20 protein-coding genes and 1 pseudogene are annotated in these 26,114 nt (G+C 63.3%); 16 read left to right on the forward strand and 5 right to left on the reverse strand.

The genetic code is table 11. The annotated features are described in order from the left end of the window. Positions 1-59: 59 nt before the first annotated feature. From dapD to map, 5 genes are all read right to left on the reverse strand, one after another. The gene (dapD, locus tag HXS65_RS14210; RefSeq protein ID WP_176494240.1) at positions 60-1,085 is read right to left on the reverse strand and encodes a 2,3,4,5-tetrahydropyridine-2,6-dicarboxylate N-succinyltransferase; all 1,026 of its coding nucleotides are present in this window, start codon (positions 1,083-1,085) and stop codon (positions 60-62) included. A 40-nt stretch (positions 1,086-1,125) separates the two neighbouring features. After that, positions 1,126-1,482, reverse strand: a complete 357-nt coding sequence (locus HXS65_RS14215) for an arsenate reductase (protein WP_176494241.1) — start codon at positions 1,480-1,482, stop codon at positions 1,126-1,128. 84 nt (positions 1,483-1,566) lie between these two features. Then, the gene (gene dapC, locus HXS65_RS14220; RefSeq protein WP_176494242.1) at positions 1,567-2,766 is read right to left on the reverse strand and encodes a succinyldiaminopimelate transaminase; all 1,200 of its coding nucleotides are present in this window, start codon (positions 2,764-2,766) and stop codon (positions 1,567-1,569) included. A 174-nt stretch (positions 2,767-2,940) separates the two neighbouring features. Then, complete coding sequence (locus tag HXS65_RS14225; RefSeq protein ID WP_136939612.1) at positions 2,941-5,652, reverse strand: [protein-PII] uridylyltransferase; 2,712 nt, start codon at positions 5,650-5,652, stop codon at positions 2,941-2,943. A gap of 5 nt (positions 5,653-5,657) precedes the next feature. Then, the gene (gene map, locus HXS65_RS14230; protein ID WP_077378170.1) at positions 5,658-6,449 is read right to left on the reverse strand and encodes a type I methionyl aminopeptidase; all 792 of its coding nucleotides are present in this window, start codon (positions 6,447-6,449) and stop codon (positions 5,658-5,660) included. A 316-nt stretch (positions 6,450-6,765) separates the two neighbouring features. On the opposite strand from map, the gene rpsB reads away from it, so the two are divergent. The 16 genes and pseudogenes from rpsB to dnaE all read left to right on the forward strand — a co-directional run bounded on the left by rpsB (position 6,766) and on the right by dnaE (position 25,870). Then, complete coding sequence (rpsB, locus tag HXS65_RS14235; protein WP_065392491.1) at positions 6,766-7,500, forward strand: 30S ribosomal protein S2; 735 nt, start codon at positions 6,766-6,768, stop codon at positions 7,498-7,500. 179 nt (positions 7,501-7,679) lie between these two features. Then, the gene (tsf, locus tag HXS65_RS14240) at positions 7,680-8,549 is read left to right on the forward strand and encodes a translation elongation factor Ts (RefSeq protein WP_065392492.1); all 870 of its coding nucleotides are present in this window, start codon (positions 7,680-7,682) and stop codon (positions 8,547-8,549) included. 115 nt (positions 8,550-8,664) lie between these two features. Continuing rightward, positions 8,665-9,402 carry a UMP kinase gene (pyrH, locus tag HXS65_RS14245; protein ID WP_240499639.1) on the forward strand — a complete coding sequence of 246 codons (738 nt, stop codon included), beginning with the start codon at positions 8,665-8,667 and terminating at the stop codon, positions 9,400-9,402. A 4-nt stretch (positions 9,403-9,406) separates the two neighbouring features. Then, a complete protein-coding gene (gene frr, locus HXS65_RS14250) occupies positions 9,407-9,964 on the forward strand; it encodes a ribosome recycling factor (protein ID WP_077377825.1) in 558 nt (185 codons plus the stop codon). A 55-nt stretch (positions 9,965-10,019) separates the two neighbouring features. Further along, on the forward strand, positions 10,020-10,763 hold the full coding sequence (gene uppS, locus HXS65_RS14255; RefSeq protein ID WP_084207816.1) for a polyprenyl diphosphate synthase: 744 nt from the start codon (positions 10,020-10,022) through the stop codon (positions 10,761-10,763). Beyond that, the gene (locus tag HXS65_RS14260) at positions 10,763-11,566 is read left to right on the forward strand and encodes a phosphatidate cytidylyltransferase (RefSeq protein ID WP_084207817.1); all 804 of its coding nucleotides are present in this window, start codon (positions 10,763-10,765) and stop codon (positions 11,564-11,566) included. The genes uppS and HXS65_RS14260 overlap by 1 nt, the downstream gene beginning before the upstream one ends. An 11-nt stretch (positions 11,567-11,577) precedes the next feature. Beyond that, a complete protein-coding gene (gene ispC, locus HXS65_RS14265) occupies positions 11,578-12,798 on the forward strand; it encodes a 1-deoxy-D-xylulose-5-phosphate reductoisomerase (RefSeq protein ID WP_176494243.1) in 1,221 nt (406 codons plus the stop codon). A gap of 88 nt (positions 12,799-12,886) precedes the next feature. Continuing rightward, entirely contained in the window at positions 12,887-14,242 is a 1,356-nt protein-coding gene (gene rseP, locus HXS65_RS14270) for a sigma E protease regulator RseP (RefSeq protein WP_136939610.1), read from the forward strand. Positions 14,243-14,500: 258 nt separating this feature from the next. Next, complete coding sequence (bamA, locus tag HXS65_RS14275; RefSeq protein ID WP_170877460.1) at positions 14,501-16,837, forward strand: outer membrane protein assembly factor BamA; 2,337 nt, start codon at positions 14,501-14,503, stop codon at positions 16,835-16,837. A 117-nt stretch (positions 16,838-16,954) separates the two neighbouring features. After that, positions 16,955-17,467, forward strand: a complete 513-nt coding sequence (locus HXS65_RS14280; RefSeq protein ID WP_077377836.1) for an OmpH family outer membrane protein — start codon at positions 16,955-16,957, stop codon at positions 17,465-17,467. A gap of 86 nt (positions 17,468-17,553) precedes the next feature. Next, positions 17,554-18,591, forward strand: coding sequence for a UDP-3-O-(3-hydroxymyristoyl)glucosamine N-acyltransferase (gene lpxD / locus HXS65_RS14285; RefSeq protein WP_077378183.1), 1,038 nt, complete (start codon positions 17,554-17,556; stop codon positions 18,589-18,591). Between the two features lie 251 nt (positions 18,592-18,842). Further along, positions 18,843-19,286 (forward strand): 3-hydroxyacyl-ACP dehydratase FabZ, encoded by a 444-nt coding sequence (fabZ, locus tag HXS65_RS14290; protein ID WP_077377839.1) that lies wholly within the window; start codon positions 18,843-18,845, stop codon positions 19,284-19,286. Next, positions 19,283-20,050, forward strand: a complete 768-nt coding sequence (gene lpxA, locus HXS65_RS14295) for an acyl-ACP--UDP-N-acetylglucosamine O-acyltransferase (RefSeq protein WP_077377842.1) — start codon at positions 19,283-19,285, stop codon at positions 20,048-20,050. The genes fabZ and lpxA overlap by 4 nt, the downstream gene beginning before the upstream one ends. A gap of 2 nt (positions 20,051-20,052) precedes the next feature. Then, positions 20,053-21,204: a lipid-A-disaccharide synthase gene (gene lpxB, locus HXS65_RS14300; RefSeq protein ID WP_176494244.1), complete on the forward strand. Its 1,152-nt coding sequence runs from the start codon at positions 20,053-20,055 to the stop codon at positions 21,202-21,204. Between the two features lie 92 nt (positions 21,205-21,296). After that, a pseudogene (gene rnhB, locus HXS65_RS14305) lies at positions 21,297-21,941 on the forward strand (ribonuclease HII); the annotation flags it as partial. A gap of 428 nt (positions 21,942-22,369) precedes the next feature. Then, a complete protein-coding gene (gene dnaE, locus HXS65_RS14310; protein WP_077377851.1) occupies positions 22,370-25,870 on the forward strand; it encodes a DNA polymerase III subunit alpha in 3,501 nt (1,166 codons plus the stop codon). The last annotated feature ends 244 nt before the right edge of the window (positions 25,871-26,114 follow it).

Below are 26,114 nucleotides of genomic sequence, written 5' to 3' on the forward strand. Positions count from 1 at the left end.
CGGAAGATGCCGCGGCTACCTGTCTGGCTCACTTGCCTGACAGGCAGCCGTCACGCGCCTCAGTTGTGGGCGTGCAGGGCATCATTGAGCGCGATGGCGCTCTTGTTGGTGAGGCATTCCACGCGACCGGTGATGGAGTTGCGACGCAGCAGCAGGTCATCCTGGTTCGCCAGCTCACGTGCCGCGACGGTCTCGACTTCCTTGCCTGCATTGTCGAAGACCATGACCTTGGTGCCGGCGGTGATGTAGAGGCCAGCTTCCACGGTGCAACGATCGCCCAGCGGGATGCCGATGCCGGCATTGGCGCCGATCAGGCAGCCTTCGCCGACCTTGATGATGATGTTGCCGCCACCGGACAGGGTGCCCATGGTGGAGCAGCCACCGCCCAGGTCAGAGCCCTTGCCGACGAAGACGCCCGCAGCGATACGGCCTTCGACCATGCCCGGGCCTTCGGTGCCGGCATTGAAGTTGCAGAAGCCTTCGTGCATCACGGTGGTGCCTTCGCCCAGGTAGGCACCCAGACGCACACGTGAGGTATCGGCGACACGGATGCCGGTCGGTACCACGTAGTCGGTCATCTTCGGGAACTTGTCGACGCAGTCCACGGACAGCGTGCGACCTTCCAGGCGGGCCTTGAGACGACGCGCCGGCAGCTCCTCGATGTCGATGGCGCCTTCGCTGGTCCAGGCGACATTCTTGAGCAGACCGAACATGCCGGTCAGGTCGATGCCATGCGGACGCACCATGCGGTGGGACAGCAGGTGCAGCTTGAGGTAGACCTCCGGCACGCTCTGCGGCGCGGCATCTTCCTCGAGGAACATCGCGACCAGCGGGCGCTGGGAGCTGGCCAGGCTTTCGGCCAGTTCGGCCTGGGCGCTGTCGCCGGCGTCGCGCAGGGCGCTGGCCAGGGCGGCACAGTGCTCCGGCAGGAAGCTGGTGGCAGTGGTGCCGGCCGGTGCGTCCAGTGCCTTGCGAGCGGCGTCAGCAACGGCAGCGGTCGGCTTGAACAGCGGGGCAGGATAGTAGACTTCCAGCCAGTCGCCGGTGGTGTTCTGGGTGCCGATTCCGAGGGCAAGGCTCAACATCGTGTCAATCTCCGGGGTGTCCAGTGGTGTAAGAGGTAACTCAGTCCTGCGGTTCGTAGACCGCCTTGTCATAGCCGATCACCAGATCCACCTCGTCCTCGGCCGGATGGCGTTCGAGGATAGGGCGCTTGATCAGGGTCGGGTGCTCCAGCATCAGTGCGCGTGCCGAGTTGGCATCGAGGCTGTCACGTTGTTCATCGCTCAGGTTGCGCCAGCTGGTGCTGCGCTTGTTGAGCAGGTTGCTCCAGGCGGTCTGCTCCAGCCAGGATTCCAGCAGGCTGGCGGAGAGGCCATCCTCACGCAGGTCATGCCAGCGGTAGGGCACGCCCCGGCCATCGAGGGCGCGGCGCGCCTTGCGGCAGGTATCGCAGGTCTTGATGCCGTAGAGCACGTGCATGGCGGTCTCCTTTAGCCAGTCCACCCCGCCGTGCGGGGCTGTCATCCAGTATTGGGCTGTTGTCAGCCCGTGCGGGTCTGGCGCTCAGCGCAGGCGTTCGACGAAGCGACGCAGGCGCTGGGCGGCTTCGACGGTCTGTTCCAGTTCGGCCACCAGCGCCAGACGAATGCGTCCGGCGCCCGGATTCACGCCGTCCACCTCACGCGCCATGTAGCTTGCCGGCAGCACGCCGACGGCCTCTTCACGCAGCAGCTCGCGGGTGAAGGCGGCGTCATCCCCGCCCGGCACGGCCGGGTAGAGATAGAAGCTGGCTTCCGGGGTCGGGAAGTCCATCACCGGCGCGAGGATCTCGGTCACGGCGGCAAACTTCTCGCGGTAGGCGTCGCGATTGGCCAGCACGTGGGCTTCATCATTCCAGGCGGCGATGGAGGCGTGCTGGTGGTGCAGCGGCATCGCGCAGCCGTGATAGGTGCGGTAGTGACGGAAGCGACGGATCACCTCGCCATCGCCGGCCACGAAGCCGGAGCGCAGGCCCGGCAGGTTGGAGCGCTTGGACAGCGAGTGGAAGACCACGCAGCGCGCGTAGTCATCACGACCCATGGCGGCACAGGCTTGCAGCAGGCCCGGCGGCGGTGTGGCTTCGTCGAGGTAAAGCTCCGAATAGCACTCGTCGGAGGCGATCAGGAAGTCGTGCTCGTCAGCGAGGCGAATCAGCTGCTGGAAGTCGGCCAGCGGCGTCACCGCGCCGGTGGGGTTGCCCGGCGAGCAGACGAAGACGATCTGGGTGTCACGCCATACCTCGGCCGGCACCGCGGCGTAGTCGGGGCGGAAGCCGTTCTCGGCGGGGCAGGGCAGGTAGGTGACCTCGCCGCCGGCCAGCAGCGTCGCGCCTTCGTAGATCTGATAGAAGGGGTTCGGCACCAGTACGCGCGCCGGACGCGTGCTGTCCAGCGAGGCCTGGATGAAGGCGAACAGTGCCTCGCGGGTGCCGGTGACCGGCAGGACCTGCTGGTCGATATCCGGGGTGGCGTTGAGCGAGAAGCGTTTCTCCAGCCAGCTGGCGATCGCGGAGCGCAATTCCGGCAGGCCGCCGGTGGCGGGGTACTTGGCCACGCCCATGATGTGCTCGCGCAGGGTGTCGAGCACGAACTCGGGCGGCGCGTGACGCGGCTCGCCGATGGTCAGCGCAATCGGGTCCAGAGCGGGGTTGGGGACGACGCCCTCGCGCAGCTTGGCCAGGGTTTCAAACGGGTAGGGCTTGAGCTGGTCGAGATCCGGGTTCATGCACGTTCCATGGGTGATGGCCGTGGCAGTCAGGCTGCCGGCCGAGCAGGAAGGAAGGCGTCCGCGAGTCCGCCGGACTGCCATGCAGGTCGACTCGCGATTATAGGGAAGGCGGCCGGTCCCCTCAATCGCGGGGTGCCGGCGGCCTCTCGCTGTTCATGCCTGCCTGACGCGTCAGCCGCGCTCGCCGACCTGGAGCACTTCGGTCAGGGCATCACGCAGGCGCGTCTGGCGCTCTGGGTCGGTGATCGGCTCACCGGCGCGGTCAGTGATGAAGAAGATATCCTCGACGCGCTCGCCCAGGGTGACGATCTTGGCGGCATCGATGGCGATCTCGTGCTCCATGAACACGCGGCCGATGCGCGCCAGCAGACCCGGGCGGTCAGAGGCGATCACTTCCAGCACGCTGCGGCCATTGGTGTAGTCCTGGCTGAGCGTGATGCGTGGCGCGATGCGGAAATGCTTGAGCTGACGCGGCGTGTGACGGTTGACGATCACCGAGTAGTCATCCGGATCATCCAGCTCTTCGACCAGATGGGTGCGGATGTCGGCGAGACGTGCGGCATCGCGGATCGGCTCACCGTCATCGTCGAGCAGGATGAAGGTGTTGAGCGTCCAGTTGTGGCTCGAGGTGGCGATGCGTGCATCGTGGATCGAGAGCCCCAGCTGCTCCAGTGCCGCCGCCGTGGCGGCAAACAGGTTGTCCACCGAGCGGGTATGGATGAAGACCTTGGTGCCGCCTTCGGTCATCTCTTCGGTGGGTGCACTGGTCAGCACCAGCGGCAGAGGTTCGCCATGCTCGTCCAGCTGGGGCGATGCCTGACGTGCCAGGATGCCCTGGGTGTGCCAGGCCACCTCGCTGGGCGCGTAGCGTACGAAGTAGTCGTCACCGAGGCTGGCCCACAGCGCTTCGGCGTCGCTGCGTGAGGTGCCCATGCCGGCCAGCAGTGACAGGGCTTCCTCGCGGGTCTCGGCGATCCATTCGTGGCGTTCCGGCGGATGCTCCAGGCCCCGTCGCAGCGCCCGGCGCGTCTCCATGTGCAGCTGACGCAGCAGCGCCGCTCGCCAGCCATTCCACAGCGAGGGGTTGGTGGCATTGATGTCGGCCACCGTCAGCACGTAGAGGTAGTCGAGATGCGTCTCGTCGCCGACGATCTCGGCGAAGCGCGTGATGATCTCGGGGTCGGCGATGTCCTGCTTCTGTGCGGTCATCGACATCAGCAGATGGTGGCGCACCAGCCAGCTCAGGGTGCGAGTGTCGCGCTGGCTGAGATCATGACGGCGGGCGAAGTCCTCGATTTCCAGTGCGCCGATCTCGGAGTGATCGCCGCCGCGTCCCTTGCCGATGTCATGATAGAGCCCCGCGATCCACAGCAATTCCAGCTTGGGCAGTTCACGGATCAAGGCGGCGGCGACGGGGAATTCCTCTTCCGCGTCAGGGGCGCGGAATTCCTGGGCGACCTTGAGCAGACGCAGGGTGTGGGCATCGACGGTGTAGACGTGGAACAGGTCATGCTGCATCAGGCCGACGGCACGACCGAAGGCCGGCAGGTACTTGCCGAGGATGCCGTAGCGCGCCATGCGCTTGAGGACGCGTGGCACGTTGCCGCCGGAGCGCATCAGCTCCATGAACAGGCTCTGGTGACGGACGTCGTCACGGAAGGCGTCATCGATCTGGTGACGATGATCACGCAGTGCGCGGATGGTGTCGGCGCGCACGCCCTCGATCTCGGGGTGCTGGGCCATGAGCAGGAACAGCTCCAGCAGCGCGGCGGGGCGACGGCGGAACACGCCTTCCTCACGCAGGCTGATGTAGCCGCTGCGAATCTCGAAGCGCGGATTGAGCGGCACGATGTTGACCGGCTCGTCATGGCGCAGGATGGCCTCATCGAAGTGCTGCAGCAGCATGTCGTTGAGGCCCGCCAGGGCGGTGACGTGACGATAGTAGCGCTTCATGAACTGCTCGACCGCCAGGTGCTCGGGCGTGTCCTGGAAGCCGAACAGCTCGGCGATGGTGCGCTGGTGGTCGAACAGCAGCCGGTCCTCGGCGCGCCCGGCCAGCATGTGCAGCGCGAAGCGCACCTGCCACAGGAAGGCCTGGCCCTGGCTGAGGATGCGCAGCTCGGCGTCATTCATGAAGCCCAGCTCGACGAGGTTGTCGTAGCGCTCGACCCCGAAGTGACGCTTGGCGACCCAGCCGATCATCTGGATATCGCGCAGGCCACCGGGGGATGACTTGATGTTGGGCTCGAGGTGATATTCGGTATTGGCGAACTTGTGGTGGCGAGCGATCTGCTCCTGCCACTTGGCCTCGAAGAAGGCCTCGGCCGGCCACAGATGGTCGGTACCCAGGCGCTCGCGCATGGCCTCGCGCAGCCGCTGCGGGCCGGCGATGACACGGGATTCCAGCAGGTTGGTGATCACGGTGACGTCGGCACGGGCCTCACGTTCGCAGTCACTCAGCGAGCGCACCGACTGGCCGATCTCGAGCCCGATGTCCCACAGGAAGGTGATGAAGGCGGACAGCGCCTCACGGTAGGGCATGTCATCGTCCTGCTCCAGCAACAGCAGCAGGTCGATGTCGGAGTGCGGGTGCAGCTCACCGCGGCCATAGCCGCCCACGGCGAGCAGGGCGATGCCATCATCCGGCCAGGCCTGGCGTTGCCAGGCGATGGCCAGCAGGCGATCGATGGCGCGGGCTCGGCCATGGATGAGGTCGCGGATGTCGGCACCCGCCTTGAAGCGGGCCTCGAGACGCTCCTGTACCTGTGCCAGAGCCCGCTTGAACAGCGGGATGGGCGTCTTCGTCGTGGCCAGCTCGCCGTCGAAGGTGACGGCATCGTAGAGCGCTTCACGCTCGACGAAGTGGTAGTGGTGCAGGAGCATCGTGATCAACCCTCGAGGAAGGAGAGGTCCTCTTCCGTGCGACGTGTCAGCACCTCGACGCCGGTGGCGGTGACCAGCAGGGTGTGCTCCCACTGCGCGGACAGGCTCTTGTCCTTGGTCACGGCTGTCCAGTCGTCCTTGAGTACCTTCACCTTGTAACCACCGACATTGACCATCGGCTCGATGGTCAGGCACATGCCTTCCAGGAGCTCGGCGTCGGCACGGGCTTCGTAGCCGTCATAGTGCAGCACCTGCGGGTCCTCATGGAAGCCGGCACCGATACCGTGGCCGCAGAAGTCACGCACGACGCTGTAACCTGCCGCTTCGGCATGCTTCTGGATGGCGCGACCGATCTCGGAAAGACGCACGCCCGGGCGTACCAGCTCGATGCCCTTGTAGAGACATTCCTGGGTGATGCGGCACAGGCGCTCCGCCTGGATGGTCGGTTCCCCGACGATGTACATCTTCGAGGTGTCGCCGTGATAGCCGTCCTTGATCACGGTGATGTCGATGTTGAGGATGTCACCCTTCTTGAGCTTCTTGTTGTCATCGGGGATGCCGTGACAGACCACGTGATTGATCGAGGTGCAGATCGATTTCGGGAAGCCGTGGTAGTTGAGCGGTGCCGGAATGCAGCCCTGAACCTCGGTGATGTGATGGTGAGCGATGCGATTGAGCTCGCCCGTGGTGACACCGGGACGGACGTGCTCGTCGAGCAGCTCCAGCACTTCAGCCGCCAGACGGCCGGCGACGCGCATCTTGTCGATTTCTTCAGCTGTCTTGATGGGAATGTTCATGAGGACTCGAGGCAGGAGATAAGAGGGATGAAACGCCGCCAGGCCGCGCGTGGCGGGGGAATGGCGCGACGCATCGCGTGCCGTGTCGGGCAGTCGCGACTTCATATCGTGGTCGAGCTATGGTATAAAGCCGCGCGCTTTCCTGCAAATTCTCCTCGATCGGCCACCTCCGGGCATCTGGCCGAGGCGACATTGAAAGGACTGACGTACATAACCCCAATCCACACACGTTCCGTCACATGGTCCCGGGTGCCGCGCAAGCGGTCGGATCCATGGGGGACGTGGAGGCCCAACCCGATATCCAGGAGATATTCACATGGCGCAAGTCAACATGCGCGATCTGCTCAAGGCAGGCGCACACTTCGGTCACCAGACCAAGTACTGGAACCCGAAGATGTCCAAGTTCATCTTCGGCGCTCGCAACAAGATCCACATCATCAACCTCGAGCACACCCTGCCGGCGCTGAACGAAGCCGTGTCAGTGGTCGAGAAGATGGCTGCCAATGGCAACAAGATCATGTTCGTGGGCACCAAGCGCGCTGCCGGCAAGATCATCAAGGAAGAAGCTCGCAAGGCTGGCCAGCCGTACGTCAACCATCGCTGGTTGGGCGGCATGCTGACCAACTTCAAGACCATCCGTCAGTCCATCAAGCGCCTGCGCGAAATCGAGCAGATGCATGAAGACGGTACCTTCGCGAAGCTGACCAAGAAAGAAGTCCTGATGGCCACTCGTGAGCAGGACAAGCTCGAGCGTTCCATCGGCGGTATCAAGGAAATGGGCGGCCTGCCGGACGCCATGTTCGTGATCGACGTTGACCACGAGCGCATCGCGATCAACGAAGCCAACAAGCTGGGCATCCCGGTCATCGGCGTCGTCGATACCAACTCCAACCCGGACGGCGTGGACTACGTCATCCCGGGTAACGATGACTCCATCCGTGCCATCCAGATCTATGTCCAGGCAATTGCAGGCGCCTGTGGCAAGAACAAGGAAGAAGAGCTGGCCGGTGAGTTCGTCGAAACTGCGGCTGAAGAAGACGCAGCAGAGTGATCCTGGCGGCTTGATCTGACTGTCACACACGCTGCGCTACACTAAGTGCGGCATGGCCTAGCCAAGCGGCAGTCAGGTCAGGCAATGAGGGGGCCACGGCCCCCTCATTTGCGACCGCTCAAGCGGTCGTGACCGAATTCCCGTATTCAAAGACGTCGACACGACAGAGGTTTCATCCCATGGCAGCTATCAGCGCATCTATGGTCAAGGAACTGCGTGAGCGTACTGCGCTCGGCATGATGGAATGCAAGAAGGCTCTTACCGAAGCCGGTGGCGACATCGAGCTCGCGATCGAGAACCTGCGCAAGAACTCCGGCCTGAAGGCCGCCAAGAAAGCTGGCCGTGTGGCCGCTGAAGGCGCCATCGTCATCAAGGTCGCCGACGATGCCAGCTATGGCGTGATGGTCGAAGTCAACTCCGAGACCGACTTCGTCGCTCGCGATGACAACTTCCAGGCCTTCACCAAGCTGATCGCCGACCGCGTGTTCGAGACCAAGAACACCGATATCGCTTCCCTGATGGAAGGCGAGCTGGAAGACACTCGTGGTCAGCTGGTTCAGAAGATCGGTGAGAACATCTCCGTGCGTCGCGCCGAGCTGGTCGAAGCGCCGGCCGGTGGTGTCGTCGGTGGTTACGTCCACGGCGGTCGCATCGCGGCTCTGACCCTGCTGCAGGGCGGCACCGCTGACGCGGCCAAGGACGTCTCCATGCACGTCGCAGCCGTGAACCCGGTCTGTGCACGTCCGGCAGACATGCCGCAGGAACAGATGGACGCCGAGAAGGCCATCATCCTTGCTCAGCCGGACATGGCTGGCAAGCCGGCGGAAATCGCCGAGAAGATGTCCCAGGGCCGTCTGAAGAAGTACCTGGCTGAAAACAGCCTGACCGAACAGCCGTTCGTCAAGGACCCGAACCAGACCGTCGCCGAGTTCGTCAAGGCTGCCGGCGGTGAAGTGGTATCCTTCGTGCGCATGGAAGTCGGTGAAGGTATCGAGAAGGAAGAAGTGGACTTCGCAGCTGAAGTCCGTGAGCAGGCCAGCCGCGCGTAAGGGCTGACTGTTTTCGCTTCTCACGATGGCGTGCGCTTAGTCGCACGCCATCGTGTATCTGGCCCCCGCCTTCGGGCCGCCCCGTCCCCGTATGTCAGTATCAGGAGAAATTCGCATGGCCACCATTTCCGCTGAACGCAATGCCAAGTACAAGCGCATACTGCTCAAGCTTTCCGGTGAGGCCCTGATGGGCGATGGCGAGTTCGGCATCGACCCCAAGGTGCTGGATCGCATGGCGCTGGAAATCGGTCAGCTGGTGGGCATCGGTGTCCAGGTCGGCATCGTGATCGGCGGCGGTAACCTGTTCCGTGGCGCGGCCCTGCAGGAAGCCGGCATGGAACGCGTGACCGGCGACCACATGGGCATGCTGGCCACCGTCATGAACGGTCTGGCGCTGCGTGATGCACTGGAGCGTTCCAACATCCGCTCTCGCGTCATGTCTGCCATCCCGATGAGTGGCGTGGTAGAACATTACGACCGCCGTACCGCGATCCGTTATCTGACCTCGGGTGACGTCGTCATCTTCTCCGCCGGCACCGGCAACCCGTTCTTCACCACGGATTCCGCCGCCTGTCTGCGTGGCATCGAGATCGATGCCGATGCCGTCATCAAGGCGACCAAGGTGGATGGTGTCTACGACAAGGACCCGGTCAAGTTCCCGGATGCCGTGAAGTACGAGAGCCTCAGTTATGACGACGCGCTGGAGCAGAAGCTCGGCGTGATGGATTTGACCGCCATCTGCCTGGTGCGTGACCATGACATGCCGGTACGGGTGTTCAACATGAACAAGGTAGGCGCGCTGCTCAACCTGGTGGTGGGTGGCAAGGAAGGCACGCTGATTGATAGAGGGTAAGATTGTGATCAACGATATCAAGAAAGACGTCGAAGCACGCATGAAGAAGACCATCGAGTCCCTCGGTGCCGCCTTCAGCAAGATTCGTACCGGTCGTGCGCATCCGAGCATTCTCGATGCCGTGACGGTCGACTACTACGGTAGCCAGGTGCCGCTGAATCAGGTGGCCAACATCACCACCGAAGATGCGCGCACCCTGACTGTCGTGCCGTGGGAAAAGCCCATGGTGCCGAAGGTCGAGAAGGCCATCATGACTTCTGACCTGGGTCTCAACCCGTCCACCGCCGGTGACGTGATTCGCGTGCCGATGCCGATGCTGACGGAAGAGACGCGTCGTGGTTACACCAAGCAGGCGCGTGCAGAAGCGGAAAACGCCCGCGTGGCGCTTCGCAATGTGCGTCGTGACGCCAATGGCGACATCAAGAGCCTGCTCAAGGACAAGGACATCTCCGAAGACGATGCACGTCGCGGAGAAGACGAGATCCAGAAGCTGACCGACAAGTATGTGGCGGAAGTCGACAGTGCTCTGGAGCACAAGGAAACTGACCTGATGCAGGTCTGATCGGGTCTGCCGCCGGCACCCTGTCGGCGGCATCCGGTGCTCGTAGCGAGACCCCATGACGTCACCGAATTCCCTCTCCACGCCACGCCATGTGGCGATCATCATGGACGGCAACAACCGCTGGGCGAAATCCCGCGGCTGGGCTGGTATCCGTGGCCATCGTGCCGGTGCCGAGACCGTCCGCAGTACCATCCGTCGCGCTGCCGAGCAGGGCGTCGAGGTACTGACCCTGTTTGCTTTCTCCAGCGAGAACTGGAAGCGTCCGGCCAATGAGGTCAGTGCGCTGATGGAGCTGTTCCTCATGGCGCTCAAGCGTGAGGTCAAGAAGCTTCATCGACACGACATACGCCTCTCCGTGATCGGGGAGCGCAGCCGCTTCTCAAGCTCCATCCAGAAACATATCCGCAGTGCCGAAGAGATGACGCGCGACAATCGCGGCATGCATGTGGTCATCTGCGCCAACTACGGTGGCCGCTGGGACATTGCCGAGGCTGCCCGACGTCTGGCGACGCAGGTCGAGCGAGGCGAGCTCAAGGCCGCGGATATCGACGAGTCCCGCCTCGGGGCCGAGGTCTGTCTGAGTTCGCTCCCGGAAGTGGATCTGTGCATTCGCACCAGTGGCGAGCAGCGTATCTCCAACTTCCTGCTCTGGCAGCTGGCCTACGCCGAGTTCTACTTCTCGCCGGTGCTGTGGCCTGATTTCGACTCGGCGGCCTTCGATGAGGCGCTCGATGCCTATGCCCAGCGTCAACGGCGCTACGGCATGACCAGCGAACAACTCGACGCCGAGGGGCTCTAGTGCTCAAACAACGAATCATCACCGCGCTCATTCTCGCCCCGCTGGCGCTGTGGGGGCTGTTTGGCCTCGACGGTGCCGCCTTTGCGGTCATGACCGGGGGCGTGGTGGCACTGGCCGCCTGGGAATGGGCCAATCTTGCCGGCGTGCGTGCCGGCGCGGCGCGTCTGCTGTTTCCTGCCTGCATGGCGCTGGCGATGCTGCTGGTGTGGTGGGCGGATGCCTCCCAGGCTCGCTGGCCGCTCTATCTGGCGGCGCTGGCATGGGCCGTCAATCTGCGCTGGGTGATGCATTACCCCGAAAAGCGTCAGGAATGGCATGCCACCGGCATGCGACTGGGTGTCGGGGTCCTGGCGCTGTTGCCGACCTGGTTCGGCTTTCTCCAGCTCAAGACCAGCGGTGGCGAGTGGCTGCTGTACGTGCTGCTGATGGTGTGGGCGGCGGATATCGGTGCCTATTTCTCCGGCAAGCGATTCGGCAAGCGCAAGCTGGCGCCACGTGTCAGTCCGGGCAAGTCCTGGGAAGGTGTCTACGGCGGGCTGGTCGCCACCGGATTGCTGGCCACCGGCTATGCGCTGGCAGGGCAGGCCGACTGGCTGCCGCTGCTGCTGGTCACGCTGGGCGTCACTGGCGTCTCGGTGCTGGGAGACCTGCTGGAAAGCATGTTCAAGCGCGAGCGTGAGATGAAGGACTCCAGTCAGCTGTTGCCGGGGCACGGCGGCATCATGGACCGCATCGATAGTCTGACGGCGGCCGTGCCGTTGTTTGCGCTACTGTTGCCCTGGGTGCTGGGAGGTGGTGCGTGATGGCGGTTGACATGTCCTCCAATGCGCCGGTGCAGCGCATCACGATTCTGGGGGCCACCGGCTCCATCGGCTCCAGCACGCTGGATGTGATCTTGCGCCATCCGGAGCGCTATGTGGTGCATGCATTGAGTGCCGCCACGCGCCATGAGGCGTTGCTGGAGCTGTGCCTGGTCCATCGACCTCAGGTGGCGGTGATCGCCTCCGCCGAGGCGGCGCTGTGGCTCGGTGAGGCGCTCGAGGGCGTCGAGAGCTACCAGGGCACGCCCATCGAGGTGCGTCACGGTGAGCAGGCGCTGGTGGACATCAGCGAGGCCCCCGAGGTCGACAGCGTGATGGCGGCCATCGTGGGTGCTGCCGGGCTGCTGCCGACTCTGGCCGCGGTGCGTGCGGGAAAGCGCGTCCTGCTGGCCAACAAGGAGGCGCTGGTGTGTGCCGGTCAGTTGTTCATGGATGCGGTGAAGCAGCATGGTGCGACGCTGCTGCCCATCGATTCCGAGCACAACGCCATCTTCCAGTGCCTGCCGCCCGAGCATCGCGATGGGCTGGCCCCCATCGGGGTCGAGAAGCTGCTGTTGACTGCCTCGGGTGGCCCGTTCCGTGACGAGGCCGAGTGGCCTGCCGAGCGCCTGGCGACGGTGACGCCGGACGAGGCCTGCGCGCATCCCAACTGGTCGATGGGGCGCAAGATCTCCGTCGACAGTGCCACCCTGATGAACAAGGGGCTGGAACTGATCGAGGCCTGTTGGCTGTTCGCCTGTGGGCCCAACGACATCCAGGTCGTCGTGCATCCCCAGAGTGTCATTCACTCGATGGCGGCTTACAGTGATGGTTCGGTGCTGGCCCAGATGGGCAATCCCGACATGCGCACGCCCATCGCCTACGCGCTGGCCTGGCCGGAGCGCATCGATGCCGGCGTCGAGCCGCTGGATCTTTTCCAGGTGGCGCGACTCGACTTCCGTGCCGCTGATGAGACGCGCTTCCCGTGTCTGCGTCTGGCGCGTGAAGCCATCGCGGCAGGCGGTACCTGGCCTGCAGTGATGAATGCCGCCAATGAGGTGGCAGTGGCAGCCTTTCTCGAGGGCCGCCTGGCCTTCGATCGTATCCCGGTGGTGGTGGAAGCCGTCATGCAGGCTCGCCCGCCCCTGGCGGTGGATGGTCTCGAGGTGATCCTGTCCGAAGATGCCGCGGCACGTGAGTTGGCAGCCGCCCAACTGGCCCTCGTCGGGCCCTGAAATCCTATCTTGCACTGTCTTGTCACTTTCCTTGTGGGCGTGACAGGGCAGGCTGCCCATCTCGGGCACCAATTTCCAGGAGCGCGTGATGGGTGTGATCCAGAATATTCTTGCCGTGATCGTCGTGCTGGGGGTGTTGATCACCATCCATGAGTACGGTCATTTCTGGGTCGCGCGTCGTTGCGGCATCAAGGTGCTGCGCTTCTCCATCGGTTTCGGCAAGCCGTTCTGGTCGTGGACGGACCGCCACGGCACGGAATACGGTGTCGCGGCCATTCCATTGGGCGGCTACGTCAAGATGCTGGATGAGCGCGAGGGGCCAGTCGACCCGTCGGAGCGCCATCTGGCCTTCAATACCAAGTCCGTCTGGAAGCGCATCGCCGTCGTCTCGGCAGGGCCACTGGCCAATTTTCTGCTGGCGATTCTGGCGTACTGGGCGCTGTTCGTCGCCGGTACCACGACCGTGGTACCGATGGTCGGAGCGGTGGTGCCGGACTCTCCTGCAGGGCGTGCCGGGCTGACGCCCGATGCGGAAATCGTCGCCATCAATGATCAGCCGACACCAAGCTGGGAGGCGATCAATCTGCGCCTCATCGGCGCGATAGGGGACGACCAGCTGACGATCACCACCCGTGCTCCGGGCGCCAGTGCCTCGCGTGAACAGACACTGGATGTCGAGCGCTTCCTGGTGGATCAGGATCCGCCGCGTCCGCTGGTCACGCTGGGCATCACCGCCTGGCGGCCCCAGCTGCCGGCGGTGCTGGGGCGAGTGCTGGAGGACGGTGCGGCGCAGGCTGCCGGCTTGAAGGCGGGAGACCGTATCGTCAGCATTGATGGCGTGCTGGTGGTGGACTGGATCGACTTCGTCGAGCGTGTGCGCGGTGCGCCGGGCGAGACGCTGTCCGTGCTGGTGGCGCGTGATGGCAAGGAAGAGACGCTGTCACTGACGCCCGCGAGCAATGCGCTCGATGACGGGCGTGTCGTGGGGCAGGTCGGCGCCGGTGTCGAGAATGTCAGCTGGCCGGAAGAGTATCAGCGTGAGCTCAGCTATGGGCCCCTGGCTGCCGTGGGGCAGGCGGTGAGCAAGACCGGCGAGATGACGGTGCTGACGCTGGACTCCATCCGCAAGATGCTGGTGGGCCTGATCGCGCCCTCCAATCTGTCCGGACCGATCACCATCGCGCGGATCGCCGGTGATACGGCTCGCTCCGGGCTTGAAGCCTTCCTGGGCTTCATGGCGTATCTGTCCATCAGTCTCGGGGTATTGAATCTGCTGCCGATTCCGGTGCTGGATGGCGGGCATCTGCTGTTCTATCTGGTCGAGGCGGTGCGCGGCAAGCCACTGTCCGAGAAGGTGCAGAATGCCGGGCTCAGGATCGGCATGGCGCTGGTCGGGTCGTTGATGTTCATGGCGATCTATTTCGACCTCATGCGTCTGTGGTAACCACCAGGATGGCGAAGACGGGGTGCCTCAGGATTGCCTCGCGTTTCCTGCAAGATGAACCAGAGCTGAACTGTCGCCCCTCATGAGGGTCAATTCATTGCACGGGCTGGCCAACATGGCCAACTCCCGTCATCATGCCCACACGACTTCGGCCCCGATTGCCGACCCCCAGGGGTGCTGTCTTGTCAGTAGCCAGGGGTTGTGTATAAGGTGCCTGTTTATCCAAGCGGGCGGAATCCAGAGAAGCGAAGCGACTGCATGAAACTCAAGACCATTGGATTGGCAGCTGCGCTGCTCGGGGCCAGTCAAGGCGCCTTGGCCGCGTCTTTCAAAGTATCCGACATCCGGGTAGAAGGCCTTCAGCGCGTGTCTGCGGGCACCGTGTTCAACGCCTTCCCCGTCTCCGCTGATCAGACCGTCGAGGATGATGATCTGTCCTCCGCGGCGCGCCAGCTGTTCGACACTGGCCTGTTTGATGATATTCGCCTCAAGCGTGATGGCGATGTGTTGATCATCGACGTGGTCGAGCGCCCGACGATTTCCAAGATCGAGATCGATGGCAACTCGCAGATTCCCGACGAGGACCTGCGCAAGGGTCTCAAGGAAGCCGGGCTGGCCGAAGGTCAGGTGTTGCAGCGCTCCACCCTGGAAGAGATGCAGCGCGAGCTGGAACGCGTCTACCAGGCGCAGGGCCGCTACAGCGCTCGCATCGAGACCTCGGTGGAAACCCTCGAGCGCAACCGTGTTCAGGTCAATATCGACGTCAAGGAAGGTGCGGTCGCCAAGATCCACCAGATCAACATCGTCGGCAACTCCGCCTTCGATGACGAGACCCTGCGTGAACAGCTCGAGCTGGAAGACCGCCCGAGCTGGTTCTTCGGCTGGTTCTCCGACGACGAATACTCACGCGAGAAGCTGACCGGGGACATCGAGACGCTCAAGTCCTGGTATCTGGATCGTGGTTACGTGAACTTCCAGGTGCGCTCGACCCAGGTGTCCATCTCGCCGGACAAGTCCGAGATCTTCGTCACCATCAATGTCGACGAAGGCAAGCCGTACAAGATCGGTGAGATCGGTTTCGCCGGCGACATCAAGATGAAGGAAGAGCGGGCGCGTGATCTGGTCAAGCTCGCTCCGGATGCCCTCTATTCCCAGCGTGATGTGACGGCTTCCAGCGAGGCCCTGCGTCAGGCATTGGGAGCCGACGGCTTCGCCTTCGCCAAGGTCAACGCCGTGCCTGAGGTCAATGAAGAGAGCGAGACGGTGGATCTGACCTTTGCGGTCGACCCCGGCAAGCGCGCCTACGTGCGTCGCATCAACTTCAAGGGCAATACCACGACGGCGGACGAGGTGCTGCGTCGTGAGATGACCCAGCTCGAGGGTGCGCCTGCCTCGACGGACAAGATCAAGCAATCCAAGCAGAAGCTCGAGCGTCTCGGCTTCTTCAAGCAGGTCGATGTGGACACGCGTCCGGTCGCCGGCGAGCCGGATCAGCTGGACGTCAACTACAACGTCGAGGAACAGCCGTCGGGCTCGATCTCGGCGTCGGTCGGCTTCTCTCAGGGTGACGGGGTCATCTACGGGGTGGGGCTGTCGCAGAAGAACTTCCTGGGCACCGGCAACGAAGTCAACATCAATGCCCAGAAGTCCGATGACTACACCAATGTCAGCTTCGGCTATACCGACCCGTACTGGACACTGGATGGCATCTCGCGTGGCTACAACCTGTTCTACCGCAAGGTGGATTACGACGATGATGACGATGTCGCCAGCTACGCGACCGACAGCTTCGGCGGTGGCATCAACTTCGGTTACCCGATCAACGAACTGTCGCGCCTGAATTTCGGTGCCGGTTACGAGTTCGTGCGCGTCAAGGACTTCGATGACAGCCCCGCCGAGGTCACGCAGTACATCAGTGATGAGGGCGAGGATTTCAACCTCTACAAGCTGACCGCCAGCTGGTCGCGCAACAATCTCAACCGCGGCATCCTGCCCACGGCGGGCAGCTCGCAGCTGCTGTCACTGGAAGTGGCAGTGCCCGGCTCCGATGCGGATTATTACAAGTTCCGCTACAAGGGGCAGAAGCTGTTCGAACTGCATGATGACTGGTCGCTCAAGTTCCGGACCGAACTTGGCTATGCCAATTCGTTCTCCGGCGATACCTACCCGTTCTTCAAGAACTTCTATGCGGGTGGTCTGGGCAGCGTGCGTGGTTACAGCTCCAACACCCTGGGTCAGGCATCCACCGAGGTCGATGACGGTGATGACGATACCCTGGGCGGCAACATTCTGGTCGAGGGCGGGATCGACCTGATCTTCCCGATGCCCTTCGTCAAGGACAAGCGCAGCGTCCAGCCGTCGTTCTTCGTGGATGCGGGGAATACCTATCTGACGTCCTGCTACGATGTCGGCTCCAGCTATTCCAGTTCCTGCGAGAGTGGCGTGGACCTCGGCGATCTGAATTACAGCGCCGGTATCGGCCTGTCATGGATCACGCCGGTTGGCCCGCTGACCTTCAGTGTCGCGCAGCCCATCGGTGACGATGACGACGACGACACCGAGATCTTCCAGTTCTCACTGGGCCAGACCTTCTAAGGCGGACATGACGCCACACCGGTGGGCAACCGATGTGGCGTCATGTCCCCGCTGCCGGCGCCGCCGTTCCTGTTCTGGCGTCGGTCACCGAACAACAGGCCTACAAGGAGTTTTATGATGCGTAAATTGACCCGCGCACTGTGTCTGGCAGGCGGCCTCGCAGCCTTTGCGACCCCGATGATGGCCCAGGCCACGGAAGTGGCGGTCATGGACTGGCGCCAGGCGCTGTTGAGCTCCGATGCTGCCCAGCGCTCCATGAATCAGCTCAAGAATCAGCTGGCTGGCAAGCAGGATCAGGCCAAGGCGCTGGCCAAGGAGCTTGAGACCATGCAGAACAAGCTGCAGAAGGATGGTGCGGTGATGTCGGATTCCGAGCGCCAGTCACTGCAGCAGCAACTGCGCCAGAAGGGCGGGCAGTTCCAGCAGCTGCGCGGCCAGGTCCAGCAGCAGCAGCAGCAGGCCGAGCAGGCATTCCTCAAGCAATCCAAGCCCAAGCTGGACAAGGCCATTCAGCAGGTCGTCGACAAGCACGGTGTCGAGCTGCTGGTGGACCGCAGTGCCACGGTCTACAGCAAGGATGGTCTCGACCTGACCGATGAGGTCACCCAGGTCTTCAACTCGCTCAACTGATGTCGTCGCGCGTCACGGCGCGCGATGCCAGCATTGAGCATGCCTACGCGAATGCGAGCCAGCGGCGCCCGACGCCTAGAGACAGCATGAAAAAGCAACAATTCTCCTACACTCTCGAGGATCTGGCTCAGCGGCTGGGTGCTCGACTCGTTGGCGACCCGAACGTTCGGGTCTCTGGTCTGTCGACGCTGGTGGACGCGGCGCCAGGCGATATCGCCTTCCTCGCCAATCGCGCCTACCTCAAGTATCTCGCGGACTCTCAGGCCACGGCGGTGCTGCTGCACGAGAGTCATCTCGACGAGTGCAAGAGCCATGCGCTGGTGCTGGACAATCCTTACCTGGCCTATGCCGAGCTGTCACGGTTGTTCGATCCCATGGCACAGGCACCGCAGGCCAGCGTGCATCCCAGTGCGGTCGTCGATGAGACGGCCACGCTGGGCGCGAATGTCGAGATCGGCCCGCAGGTGGTGGTCGGCCCCGGTGTCAGTATCGGGGATGGCTCCCGTCTCCAGGCCGGGTGCGTCATCGGCGCTGACAGCGTGCTGGGCGAAGGGTGTCTGCTGCATCCCAATGTCACGCTCTATCACGGGGTGGTCATCGGGGCGCGGGCAGTCCTGCACAGTGGCTGCGTGATCGGTGCCGACGGCTTCGGTTTCGCCCACGACGGCAAGGGCTGGCACAAGATCGCCCAGCTGGGTGGCGTGATGATCGGTGATGATGTCGAGGTCGGCAGCTGCACCAGCATTGACCGAGGAGCACTCGGCGACACCATCATCGGCAATGACGTCAAGATCGACTCCCAGGTCCAGATCGCGCACAACGTGCAGATCGGAGATCACTCGGCGCTGGCCGGCTGTGTCGGCATCGCCGGTTCCACCAAGGTGGGTCGCTACTGTCTGATGGGCGGTGGCGTGGGGCTTGCCGGGCATCTGGAAATCTGTGATGGCGTGCAGGTCACCGGCATGAGTCTGGTGACCAATTCCATCACCAAGCCGGGCGTGTACTCGTCGGGTACCGGGGCGATGGACAATGGCCTGTGGCGCCGCAATGCCGTGCGTTTCAAGCAACTGGATCAGCTCGCACGACGTCTGAACCAGGTCGAGAAGGACTTGAAGGACAGGTAGCGCTGCTCTGGCACCGCGGCAGGTGCCAGCAGGCGTTGTCCATGAGGCAGTGGTCGCTGGTTTTGTGCCTTGTGCCGAGCGCCTGTCCAGGCAGGTCATCTCGTCAGCCCGGCGACTCTGGGCAATGAGCGGCTGCCAGTCGCGCGCAAGGACGCTATAATGCGCGCCATTGCCAGAACGGCGGTCCGGACCGTCATTACATGCCTGCCCGAGTGCGGCAGGCATTTCGTTATTTCAGAGGTTGCAAGCCAATGGTTATGGACGTCAACGAGATCCGTGAGTATCTCCCGCACCGCTATCCTTTCCTGCTGATCGATCGGGTCATGGAACTGTCCCTTGGCGAGTTCATCGTCGCGCGCAAGAATGTGAGCATCAATGAGCCGTTCTTCAATGGCCACTTCCCGGGACACCCGATCATGCCGGGTGTGCTGATCGTTGAGGCCATGGCTCAGGCGGCAGGTATTCTGGGTTTCAAGACGGTCGACAAGCGTCCTGCCGATGGTTACATCTATTACCTCGTGGGCAGTGACAACGTGCGCTTCAAGCGTCCGGTCATGCCGGGCGACCAGCTCGAGATCAGCGCCCGCGTGCTGCGCGAGAAGCGTGGTATCTGGAAGTTCGCCTGTCAGGCCAAGGTCGACGGTGACGTGGTCTGTGAAGCCGAAATCATCTGTGCCGAGAGGAAGGTCGCTTGATACATCCTACTGCCATTGTCGATCCCGGCGCCCGCCTGGCCGACGATGTCGAGGTCGGTCCGTTTTGCGTGATCGGTGCCGACGTCGAGATCGGCGCTGGCACGGTGGTGGGGCCGCACGTCGTCATCAAGGGTACGACGGTCATCGGTGAGCGTAACCGCATCTTCCAGTTCGCCTCGGTCGGTGAGGATTGCCAGGACAAGAAGTACGCCGGTGAGCCGACACGCCTGGAGATCGGGGATGACAACGTCATTCGCGAGGGTGTGACCCTGCACCGGGGTACCGTCCAGGATGCCAGCCTGACACGCATCGGCAGTCGCAACCTGTTCATGGCCTACTCGCACGTGGGCCATGATTGCATCATCGGGGATGACTGCATCATGGCCAATCAGGCGACGCTGGGGGGGCATGTCCATCTGGGCAATCACGTCATTCTTGGCGGACTGTCGGCGGTGCACCAGTTCTGTCATGTCGGCGAGCACGCCATGGCGGGCGGTGGCTCCATCATCACCAAGGACATCGCGGCCTTCGTGATGGTCAATGGGCACCCTGCCGAGGCGCATGGCCTCAACAGCGTCGGCCTCAAGCGCCGTGGTTTCAGTCGCGAGACCATCTCCGCCCTGAACGCGGCCTACAAGACGGTCTTCCGTCAGGGGCTGACACTGGCGCAGGCACTCGAGAAGCTGGAAGGTGAGCCGCCTCTCGCCGAGCGCGATGTCTTCATCGCCTCGCTCAAGGCGTCCACTCGTGGCCTGACACGCTGAGCATGCGCATCTACCTGGTAGCCGGAGAGCTCTCCGGTGACATCCTCGGTGCCAGCTTGATGCGCGCGCTCAAGGCGCGTCATCCCGATGTCGAGTTTCGTGGCATCGGGGGGCCGCGCATGCAGGCCGAAGACTTCGACAGCCTCTATCCGCTGGAAACTCTCTCCATCATGGGGCTGGTCGAGGTGCTCAAGCATCTGCCGGAGTTGATCAAGGTGCGTCGCCATCTGTTGCGCGACGCGCTTGAGTGGCAGCCTGACGTGATGATCGGTATCGATGCTCCCGACTTCAATCTGGGGCTCGAGCTGCGCCTGCGCAAGCGGGGCATCACCACGGCGCACTATGTCAGTCCCTCCGTCTGGGCCTGGCGTCAGGGCAGGGTGAAGACCATCCGCCGTGCCGTCGATCGCATGCTGACCTTCCTGCCCTTCGAGGCGGCCTTCTATCGCGAACATCAGGTGCCGGTGACCTTCGTCGGCCATCCGCTGGCGGATGAGTTGCCGCTCGAGGATGATCGCGATGCTGCTCGCCTGCAGCTGGGGATTGCCCCCGACGTGCAGTTGCTGGCGGTGTTGCCGGGATCCCGTGGCAACGAGATCCGTTTCCTCGGCGAGACCTTCCTGGCCTCCATTGAGCGCCTTTGCCAGCGTTACCCTGCGCTTGAAGTGGTGATTCCGGCCGCCACGCCGCTGCGGCGTAGCGAGCTTGAGTCACTGATGCAGGGGCGCGAGGCGCTGGATCGCAGTCGCATTCACCTCATCGATGGCCAGTCGCGTGAAGCGATGACTGCCGCCGATGCCGTGCTGCTGGCCTCCGGTACGGCAGCGCTCGAATGTCTGCTGTGTCATCGTCCGATGGTGGTGGCCTATCGCATGGCGCCGATGACCCACCGCATCGCACGGCACATGGTCAAGACCGATTGGATTTCGCTTCCCAACCTGATTGCCCGCGAGACATTGGTGCCGGAGCTGATCCAGGACGCAGCCACGCCGGAGTCCATCGAGGAAAGCCTCGCTCCCTTGCTGTCGCGTGCCGCCGGCGATGTCTGTCGCCAGCGTGAGCTGCGTGAGCGCTTCGTCGCCATGCATCGTGAGTTGACCTGTGATGCCAGCGCCGCGGCCGCCATTGCCATCGGTGAGCTGGCGGGGCGCTGATCACGATCGCCCGTGATGCCTTTACTGACTGATACCCCCTGATCGGCAGGCCGCAACAGTGGTCTGTCGGTTGTCTGACGCCCCGAGATACCATGACCGATTCTGCCGATCGACCCGCCGCTCTGCCCGCCAGTCGCAAGCGCAAACCTGCCGATGATTTCCCTGCGCTGGTGATCCCCTATCACGGGGAGCTGCTGGCAGGTATCGATGAGGTCGGGCGTGGACCGCTGGTCGGGCCCGTGGTGGCGGCAGCGGTGATTCTTGACCCGAATGACCCCATCGAGGGCATCACCGACTCCAAGAAACTCAGCGAGAAGAAGCGCCTGGCACTGTACGAGCAGATTCGTGCGCGTGCCTGGGCCTGGGCGATCGCCGAGGCCACCAGTGAAGAGATCGATGAGCTGAACATCTATCAGGCTACGCACCTGGCGATGCGGCGCGCCATCGATGCCCTGGGTGTGCGCCCGGAATATCTGCTGGTGGATGGCAACCGCTTGCCGGGGCACGAGATTCTCGGCATGGCAGTGGTGAAGGGCGACCTGCGCCACGCCGCCATCGGCGCGGCTTCCATACTGGCCAAGGTATACCGCGATGCCCAGATGGCAGCGCTGGATGCCTGCTTCCCCGCCTACGGTTTCGCGCGTCACAAGGGCTACCCGACCCGCGAGCATCAGGCCGCCATCGAGACGCATGGCATCCTTACCCTGCATCGCAAGAGCTTCGGGCCGGTCAAGCGGCTTTACATGGCCGGGCATGTGCCGCAGGCCGTGCCGGAAGATGCATTGATCGCGCTGCCGGCTCCGGTTGAGCCAGCCGCTGAGCCGGACAAGGCTGTCGAGTCATCAGGGCAATCGTCGGGGCCGTCAGAGCGATCGTCGGGGCCGTCAGAGCAGGAAGCGGCCCTGGCGACGAGTGAGCCGAGCCAGTCTCCCGCTGCAAAAAAGCCGCCAGCCGTGGTCTGACTGATGCCAGTGAGACCACGGCATCCCCGTCAGTCGAGGTCGTCCTGACAGGCGAGGCGCCTTCAGACGCTGCCCCCGACGCGCTATCCTTGGCAGCGGAGTCCCCGCCTTCAGCGTCCGAGGCGCCGGCAGCGTCAGCGCGGCCATCGTCACCCGCCGCGACTGAATCCTTTACCGTCACGCAGACTTCACGAGCCGATTCCATGACCACGCCCTTTGTTCACCTGCGCGTTCACACCGAGTTCTCTCTCGTCGATGGTCTGCCCGGCGTCAAGCCGCTGATCAAGGCGACCGCCACGGCAGGCCAGCCGGCTGTCGCGGTCACCGACGAGGCCAACCTGTTCGGGCTGGTCAAGTTCTACTCCAATGCCCGAGGGGCCGGGATCAAGCCGATCATCGGTTCCGATCTGTGGATGACCAATCCGCAGGACGTTACGCGTCCCTACCGCATCACGCTGCTGGCGATGAATGACATCGGCTATCGCCATCTGACCGAGCTGATCTCGCGTGGTTGGACCGACGGCCAGAAGCAGGGGCGTGCCTATCTCGAGAAGCAGTGGATCTTCGAGCAGGCCGAGGGGCTGATCGTGCTGTCCGGGGGGCGCGAGGGCGAGATCGGGCGTCATCTGCTCTCGGATCACGAAGACACCGCACGGACCCTGCTGAGCGAATGGAAGGCGGTCTTCGGGGATCGCTTCTATCTGGAGCTGACCCGTACCCAGCGCCAGTACGAGGAAGAGTGCCTGCACCTGTCGGTGGCGTTGGCGGAGGCGACCGATACTCCGGTGGTCGCTACCAATGACGTGCGCTTCCTCAAGCGTGAGGACTACTGGGCCCACGAGACACGCGTGGCCATCGGGGAAGGCAAGGCGCTGGATGACCCGCGCCGCGAGACCCGCTACAGCGATGAGCAGTACCTGAAGACCGCCGAGGAAATGCACGAGCTGTTCGCCGACATTCCCGAAGCGCTCGAGAACAGCGTGCTGATCGCGGCGCGCTGTTCCGTGACGGTTCAGCTGGGGACCTACTTCCTGCCCGAGTTCCCGGTGCCGGAAGGCATGACGATGGATGAGTTCTTCCGCAAGGTTTCCCATGATGGCCTGACGGAACGCCTCGAGAAGCTCTATCCGCGCGACAGGCATCCCCGCGACAGCGAAGCCTGGGCTGACACCGAACAGCGCTATCGTTCCCGCCTGGACTTCGAGCTCGACATCATCCTGCAGATGGGCTTCCCCGGGTACTTCCTGATCGTCATGGACTTCATCCAGTGGGGCAAGGACAACGGCGTGCCGGTCGGCCCGGGGCGTGGTTCCGGTGCCGGCTCACTGGTGGCCTATGCCCAGAAGATCACCGATCTGGATCCGCTGGAATACGACCTGCTGTTCGAGCGCTTCCTGAACCCGGAACGTGTCTCCATGCCCGACTTCGACGTCGACTTCTGCATGGAGAAGCGCGATCGCGTCATCGATTACGTGGCCGAGCGCTACGGGCGCAATGCGGTCTCGCAGATCGTCACCTTCGGCACCATGGCCGCCAAGGCGGTGGTGCGTGACGTGGCGCGTGCCCAGGGGCGTCCCTACTCGCTGGGCGACAAGCTCTCCAAGCTGATTCCCTTTGAAGTCGGCATGACGCTGGAGAAGGCCATCGAGCAGGAGCCTCAGCTCAAGGAATTCATCGAGAACGATGAAGAGGCCCAGGAAATCTGGGAGATGGCGCTCAAGCTCGAGGGCACCACCCGCGGTACCGGCAAGCACGCCGGGGGCGTGGTGATCGCTCCCACCAAGCTGACCGATTTCTCGCCGCTGCTGTGTGAAGAGGATGGCAGCGGTCTGGTGGTGCAGTTCGACAAGAACGATGTCGAGGAAGCCGGGCTGGTCAAGTTCGACTTCCTGGGGCTGCGTACCCTGACCATCATCGACTGGGCGACCGAGATGGTCGACAAGGTCCGTGAGCGTGAAGGGCTGCCGCCGCTGGAGATCGATGACATTCCGCTGGACGACGCCAAGACCTTCGACATGCTGCAGAAGGCGGAGACGACGGCGGTCTTCCAGCTGGAATCCCGCGGCATGAAGGAGCTGATCAAGAAGCTCAAGCCTGACTGCCTGGAAGACATGATCGCCCTGGTGGCCCTGTTCCGTCCGGGCCCGCTGCAGTCCGGCATGGTGGATGACTTCATCAACCGCAAGCACGGTCGCTCCGAAGTGTCTTATCCACACCCGGATTATCAGCACGAGCTGCTCAAGCCGGTACTGGAGCCGACCTACGGCATCATCCTGTACCAGGAGCAGGTCATGCAGATCGCGCAGGTGCTGGCCGGCTACACGCTGGGCCAGGCCGACATGCTGCGCCGCGCGATGGGCAAGAAGAAGCCGGAAGAGATGGCCAAGCAGCGTGCCGGCTTCATGGAAGGGTGTGCCGAGAAGGGCATCGACAAGGACCTGGCGGGCAACATCTTCGACCTGGTGGAAAAGTTCGCCGGTTACGGCTTCAACAAGTCCCACTCGGCGGCCTATGGCCTCGTCTCCTACCAGACGGGCTGGCTGAAGGCGCACTATCCGGGGCCGTTCATGGCCGCGGTGATCTCGACCGAGATGCAGACCATCGAGAAGGTGGTACCGCTGATCGAGGAATGCCGCCATATCGGCCTGACGGTCACGCCACCGGACGTCAACATCGGTGGCTACAAGTTCACCGTCGACCTCGAAGGGCGCGTCGTCTACGGGCTGGGCGCGATCCGTGGCGTGGGCGAGGGCCCGATCGAGGCGATCGTCAGCGCACGTGCCGAGGGTGGGCCGTTCAGCGACATCTTCGACTTCTGCAAGCGCATCGATGCCAAGAAGATCAACAAGCGCACCCTGGAGGCGTTGATCCGCTCCGGGGCGCTGGACAACATCGGCCCGTCCCGTGCGGTGCTGATGCTGGCGGTGGAGGATGCGCTCAAGGCCGCCTCCCAGAATCATGCCAACAACGATGTCGGCATCACCGACATGTTCGGCGATGCCTTCAGCGAGCCGGAAACGGATGTCTACGCCGGCTATCGCAAGGCGCGTGAGTGGACCGACAAGGAGCGCCTCACCGGCGAGAAGGACACCCTGGGGCTCTATCTGACCGGCCATCCCATCGATGAATACGAAGGTGAGCTCAAGCGCTTCATCAATGCGCGCATCAGCGACCTGAAGCCGTCGCGGGAGCCGCAGCGCATCGCCGGGCTGGTGATCGCCATGCGCACCATGAAGTCCAAGCGTGGCGATACCATGGCCTTCGTGACCCTGGATGATCGCACCGGACGCATCGAGGCCTCGATGTTCGGCGAACTCTACGATCAGGTACGCAACAAGCTGGTACCTGACAGCGTGGTGATCGTCGAGGGGGAGGTCAGTCAGGATGATTATTCCGGCGGCCTGCGCCTGCGTGGCAAGGATGTCACGCCGATCATCGATGCGCGGGCGCGCTTCGGTGAGGCCGTCGAGATGAGCATCGCCGCCGAGGATATCGGCGGACGCTTCACCCAGCAGCTATCCACGCTGTTGACGCCGCACCTGGCCAGCGAAGGCCTGCCGATGCGGCTACGCTATCGCAATGCCGCCGCGGAGGCCTGGCTGGAGCTTGGTGAGCAATGGCGCGTCGCCCCCAGCGATGAACTGCTGATCCAGCTGGGTGAGGTGGAAGGCCAGCGCGGCGTGCGACTCAAGTACCGTGAGTGATTGTTGATCAAGGGGGAGGGACGCCATCCCTTCCCCTTGATGATGCAAGTGAAACGAGGTGGTGAAGGGCGTGGGGGAGAGGCAATCCCGCGCCGAACGGGCGGGCAAGGTTTGCACCTGTCGAACAGGGTGCGATAATGCCCCCCTATCTTTTCCGTACCCAATTCCATGCCGACTGTGACCGCCGTGAGCCACAGATCGCCTGAGCGCTTGCTCAGGGGGAGTGACCCGGCCGACTCGCTTT

The organism is Cobetia sp. 5-25-4-2 (assembly GCF_013374075.1).
GTDB lineage: Bacteria > Pseudomonadota > Gammaproteobacteria > Pseudomonadales > Halomonadaceae > Cobetia > Cobetia marina.

What these genes read in the sequence shown, in the direction of transcription:
- pyrH (WP_240499639.1), top strand. Translation starts at nt 8,665, where the DNA reads ATGGCCACCATTTCCGCTGAACGCAATGCCAAGTACAAGCGCATACTG.
- ispC (WP_176494243.1), top strand. Translation starts at nt 11,578, where the DNA reads ATGTCCTCCAATGCGCCGGTGCAGCGCATCACGATTCTGGGGGCCACC.
- lpxD (WP_077378183.1), top strand. Translation starts at nt 17,554, where the DNA reads ATGAAAAAGCAACAATTCTCCTACACTCTCGAGGATCTGGCTCAGCGG.
- dapD (WP_176494240.1), bottom strand. Translation starts at nt 1,085, where the DNA reads ATGTTGAGCCTTGCCCTCGGAATCGGCACCCAGAACACCACCGGCGAC.
- rpsB (WP_065392491.1), top strand. Translation starts at nt 6,766, where the DNA reads ATGGCGCAAGTCAACATGCGCGATCTGCTCAAGGCAGGCGCACACTTC.
- dnaE (WP_077377851.1), top strand. Translation starts at nt 22,370, where the DNA reads ATGACCACGCCCTTTGTTCACCTGCGCGTTCACACCGAGTTCTCTCTC.
- bamA (WP_170877460.1), top strand. Translation starts at nt 14,501, where the DNA reads ATGAAACTCAAGACCATTGGATTGGCAGCTGCGCTGCTCGGGGCCAGT.
- dapC (WP_176494242.1), bottom strand. Translation starts at nt 2,766, where the DNA reads ATGAACCCGGATCTCGACCAGCTCAAGCCCTACCCGTTTGAAACCCTG.
- HXS65_RS14280 (WP_077377836.1), top strand. Translation starts at nt 16,955, where the DNA reads ATGCGTAAATTGACCCGCGCACTGTGTCTGGCAGGCGGCCTCGCAGCC.
- uppS (WP_084207816.1), top strand. Translation starts at nt 10,020, where the DNA reads ATGACGTCACCGAATTCCCTCTCCACGCCACGCCATGTGGCGATCATC.
- HXS65_RS14225 (WP_136939612.1), bottom strand. Translation starts at nt 5,652, where the DNA reads ATGCTCCTGCACCACTACCACTTCGTCGAGCGTGAAGCGCTCTACGAT.
- HXS65_RS14215 (WP_176494241.1), bottom strand. Translation starts at nt 1,482, where the DNA reads ATGCACGTGCTCTACGGCATCAAGACCTGCGATACCTGCCGCAAGGCG.
- map (WP_077378170.1), bottom strand. Translation starts at nt 6,449, where the DNA reads ATGAACATTCCCATCAAGACAGCTGAAGAAATCGACAAGATGCGCGTC.
- lpxB (WP_176494244.1), top strand. Translation starts at nt 20,053, where the DNA reads ATGCGCATCTACCTGGTAGCCGGAGAGCTCTCCGGTGACATCCTCGGT.
- tsf (WP_065392492.1), top strand. Translation starts at nt 7,680, where the DNA reads ATGGCAGCTATCAGCGCATCTATGGTCAAGGAACTGCGTGAGCGTACT.
- rseP (WP_136939610.1), top strand. Translation starts at nt 12,887, where the DNA reads ATGGGTGTGATCCAGAATATTCTTGCCGTGATCGTCGTGCTGGGGGTG.
- fabZ (WP_077377839.1), top strand. Translation starts at nt 18,843, where the DNA reads ATGGTTATGGACGTCAACGAGATCCGTGAGTATCTCCCGCACCGCTAT.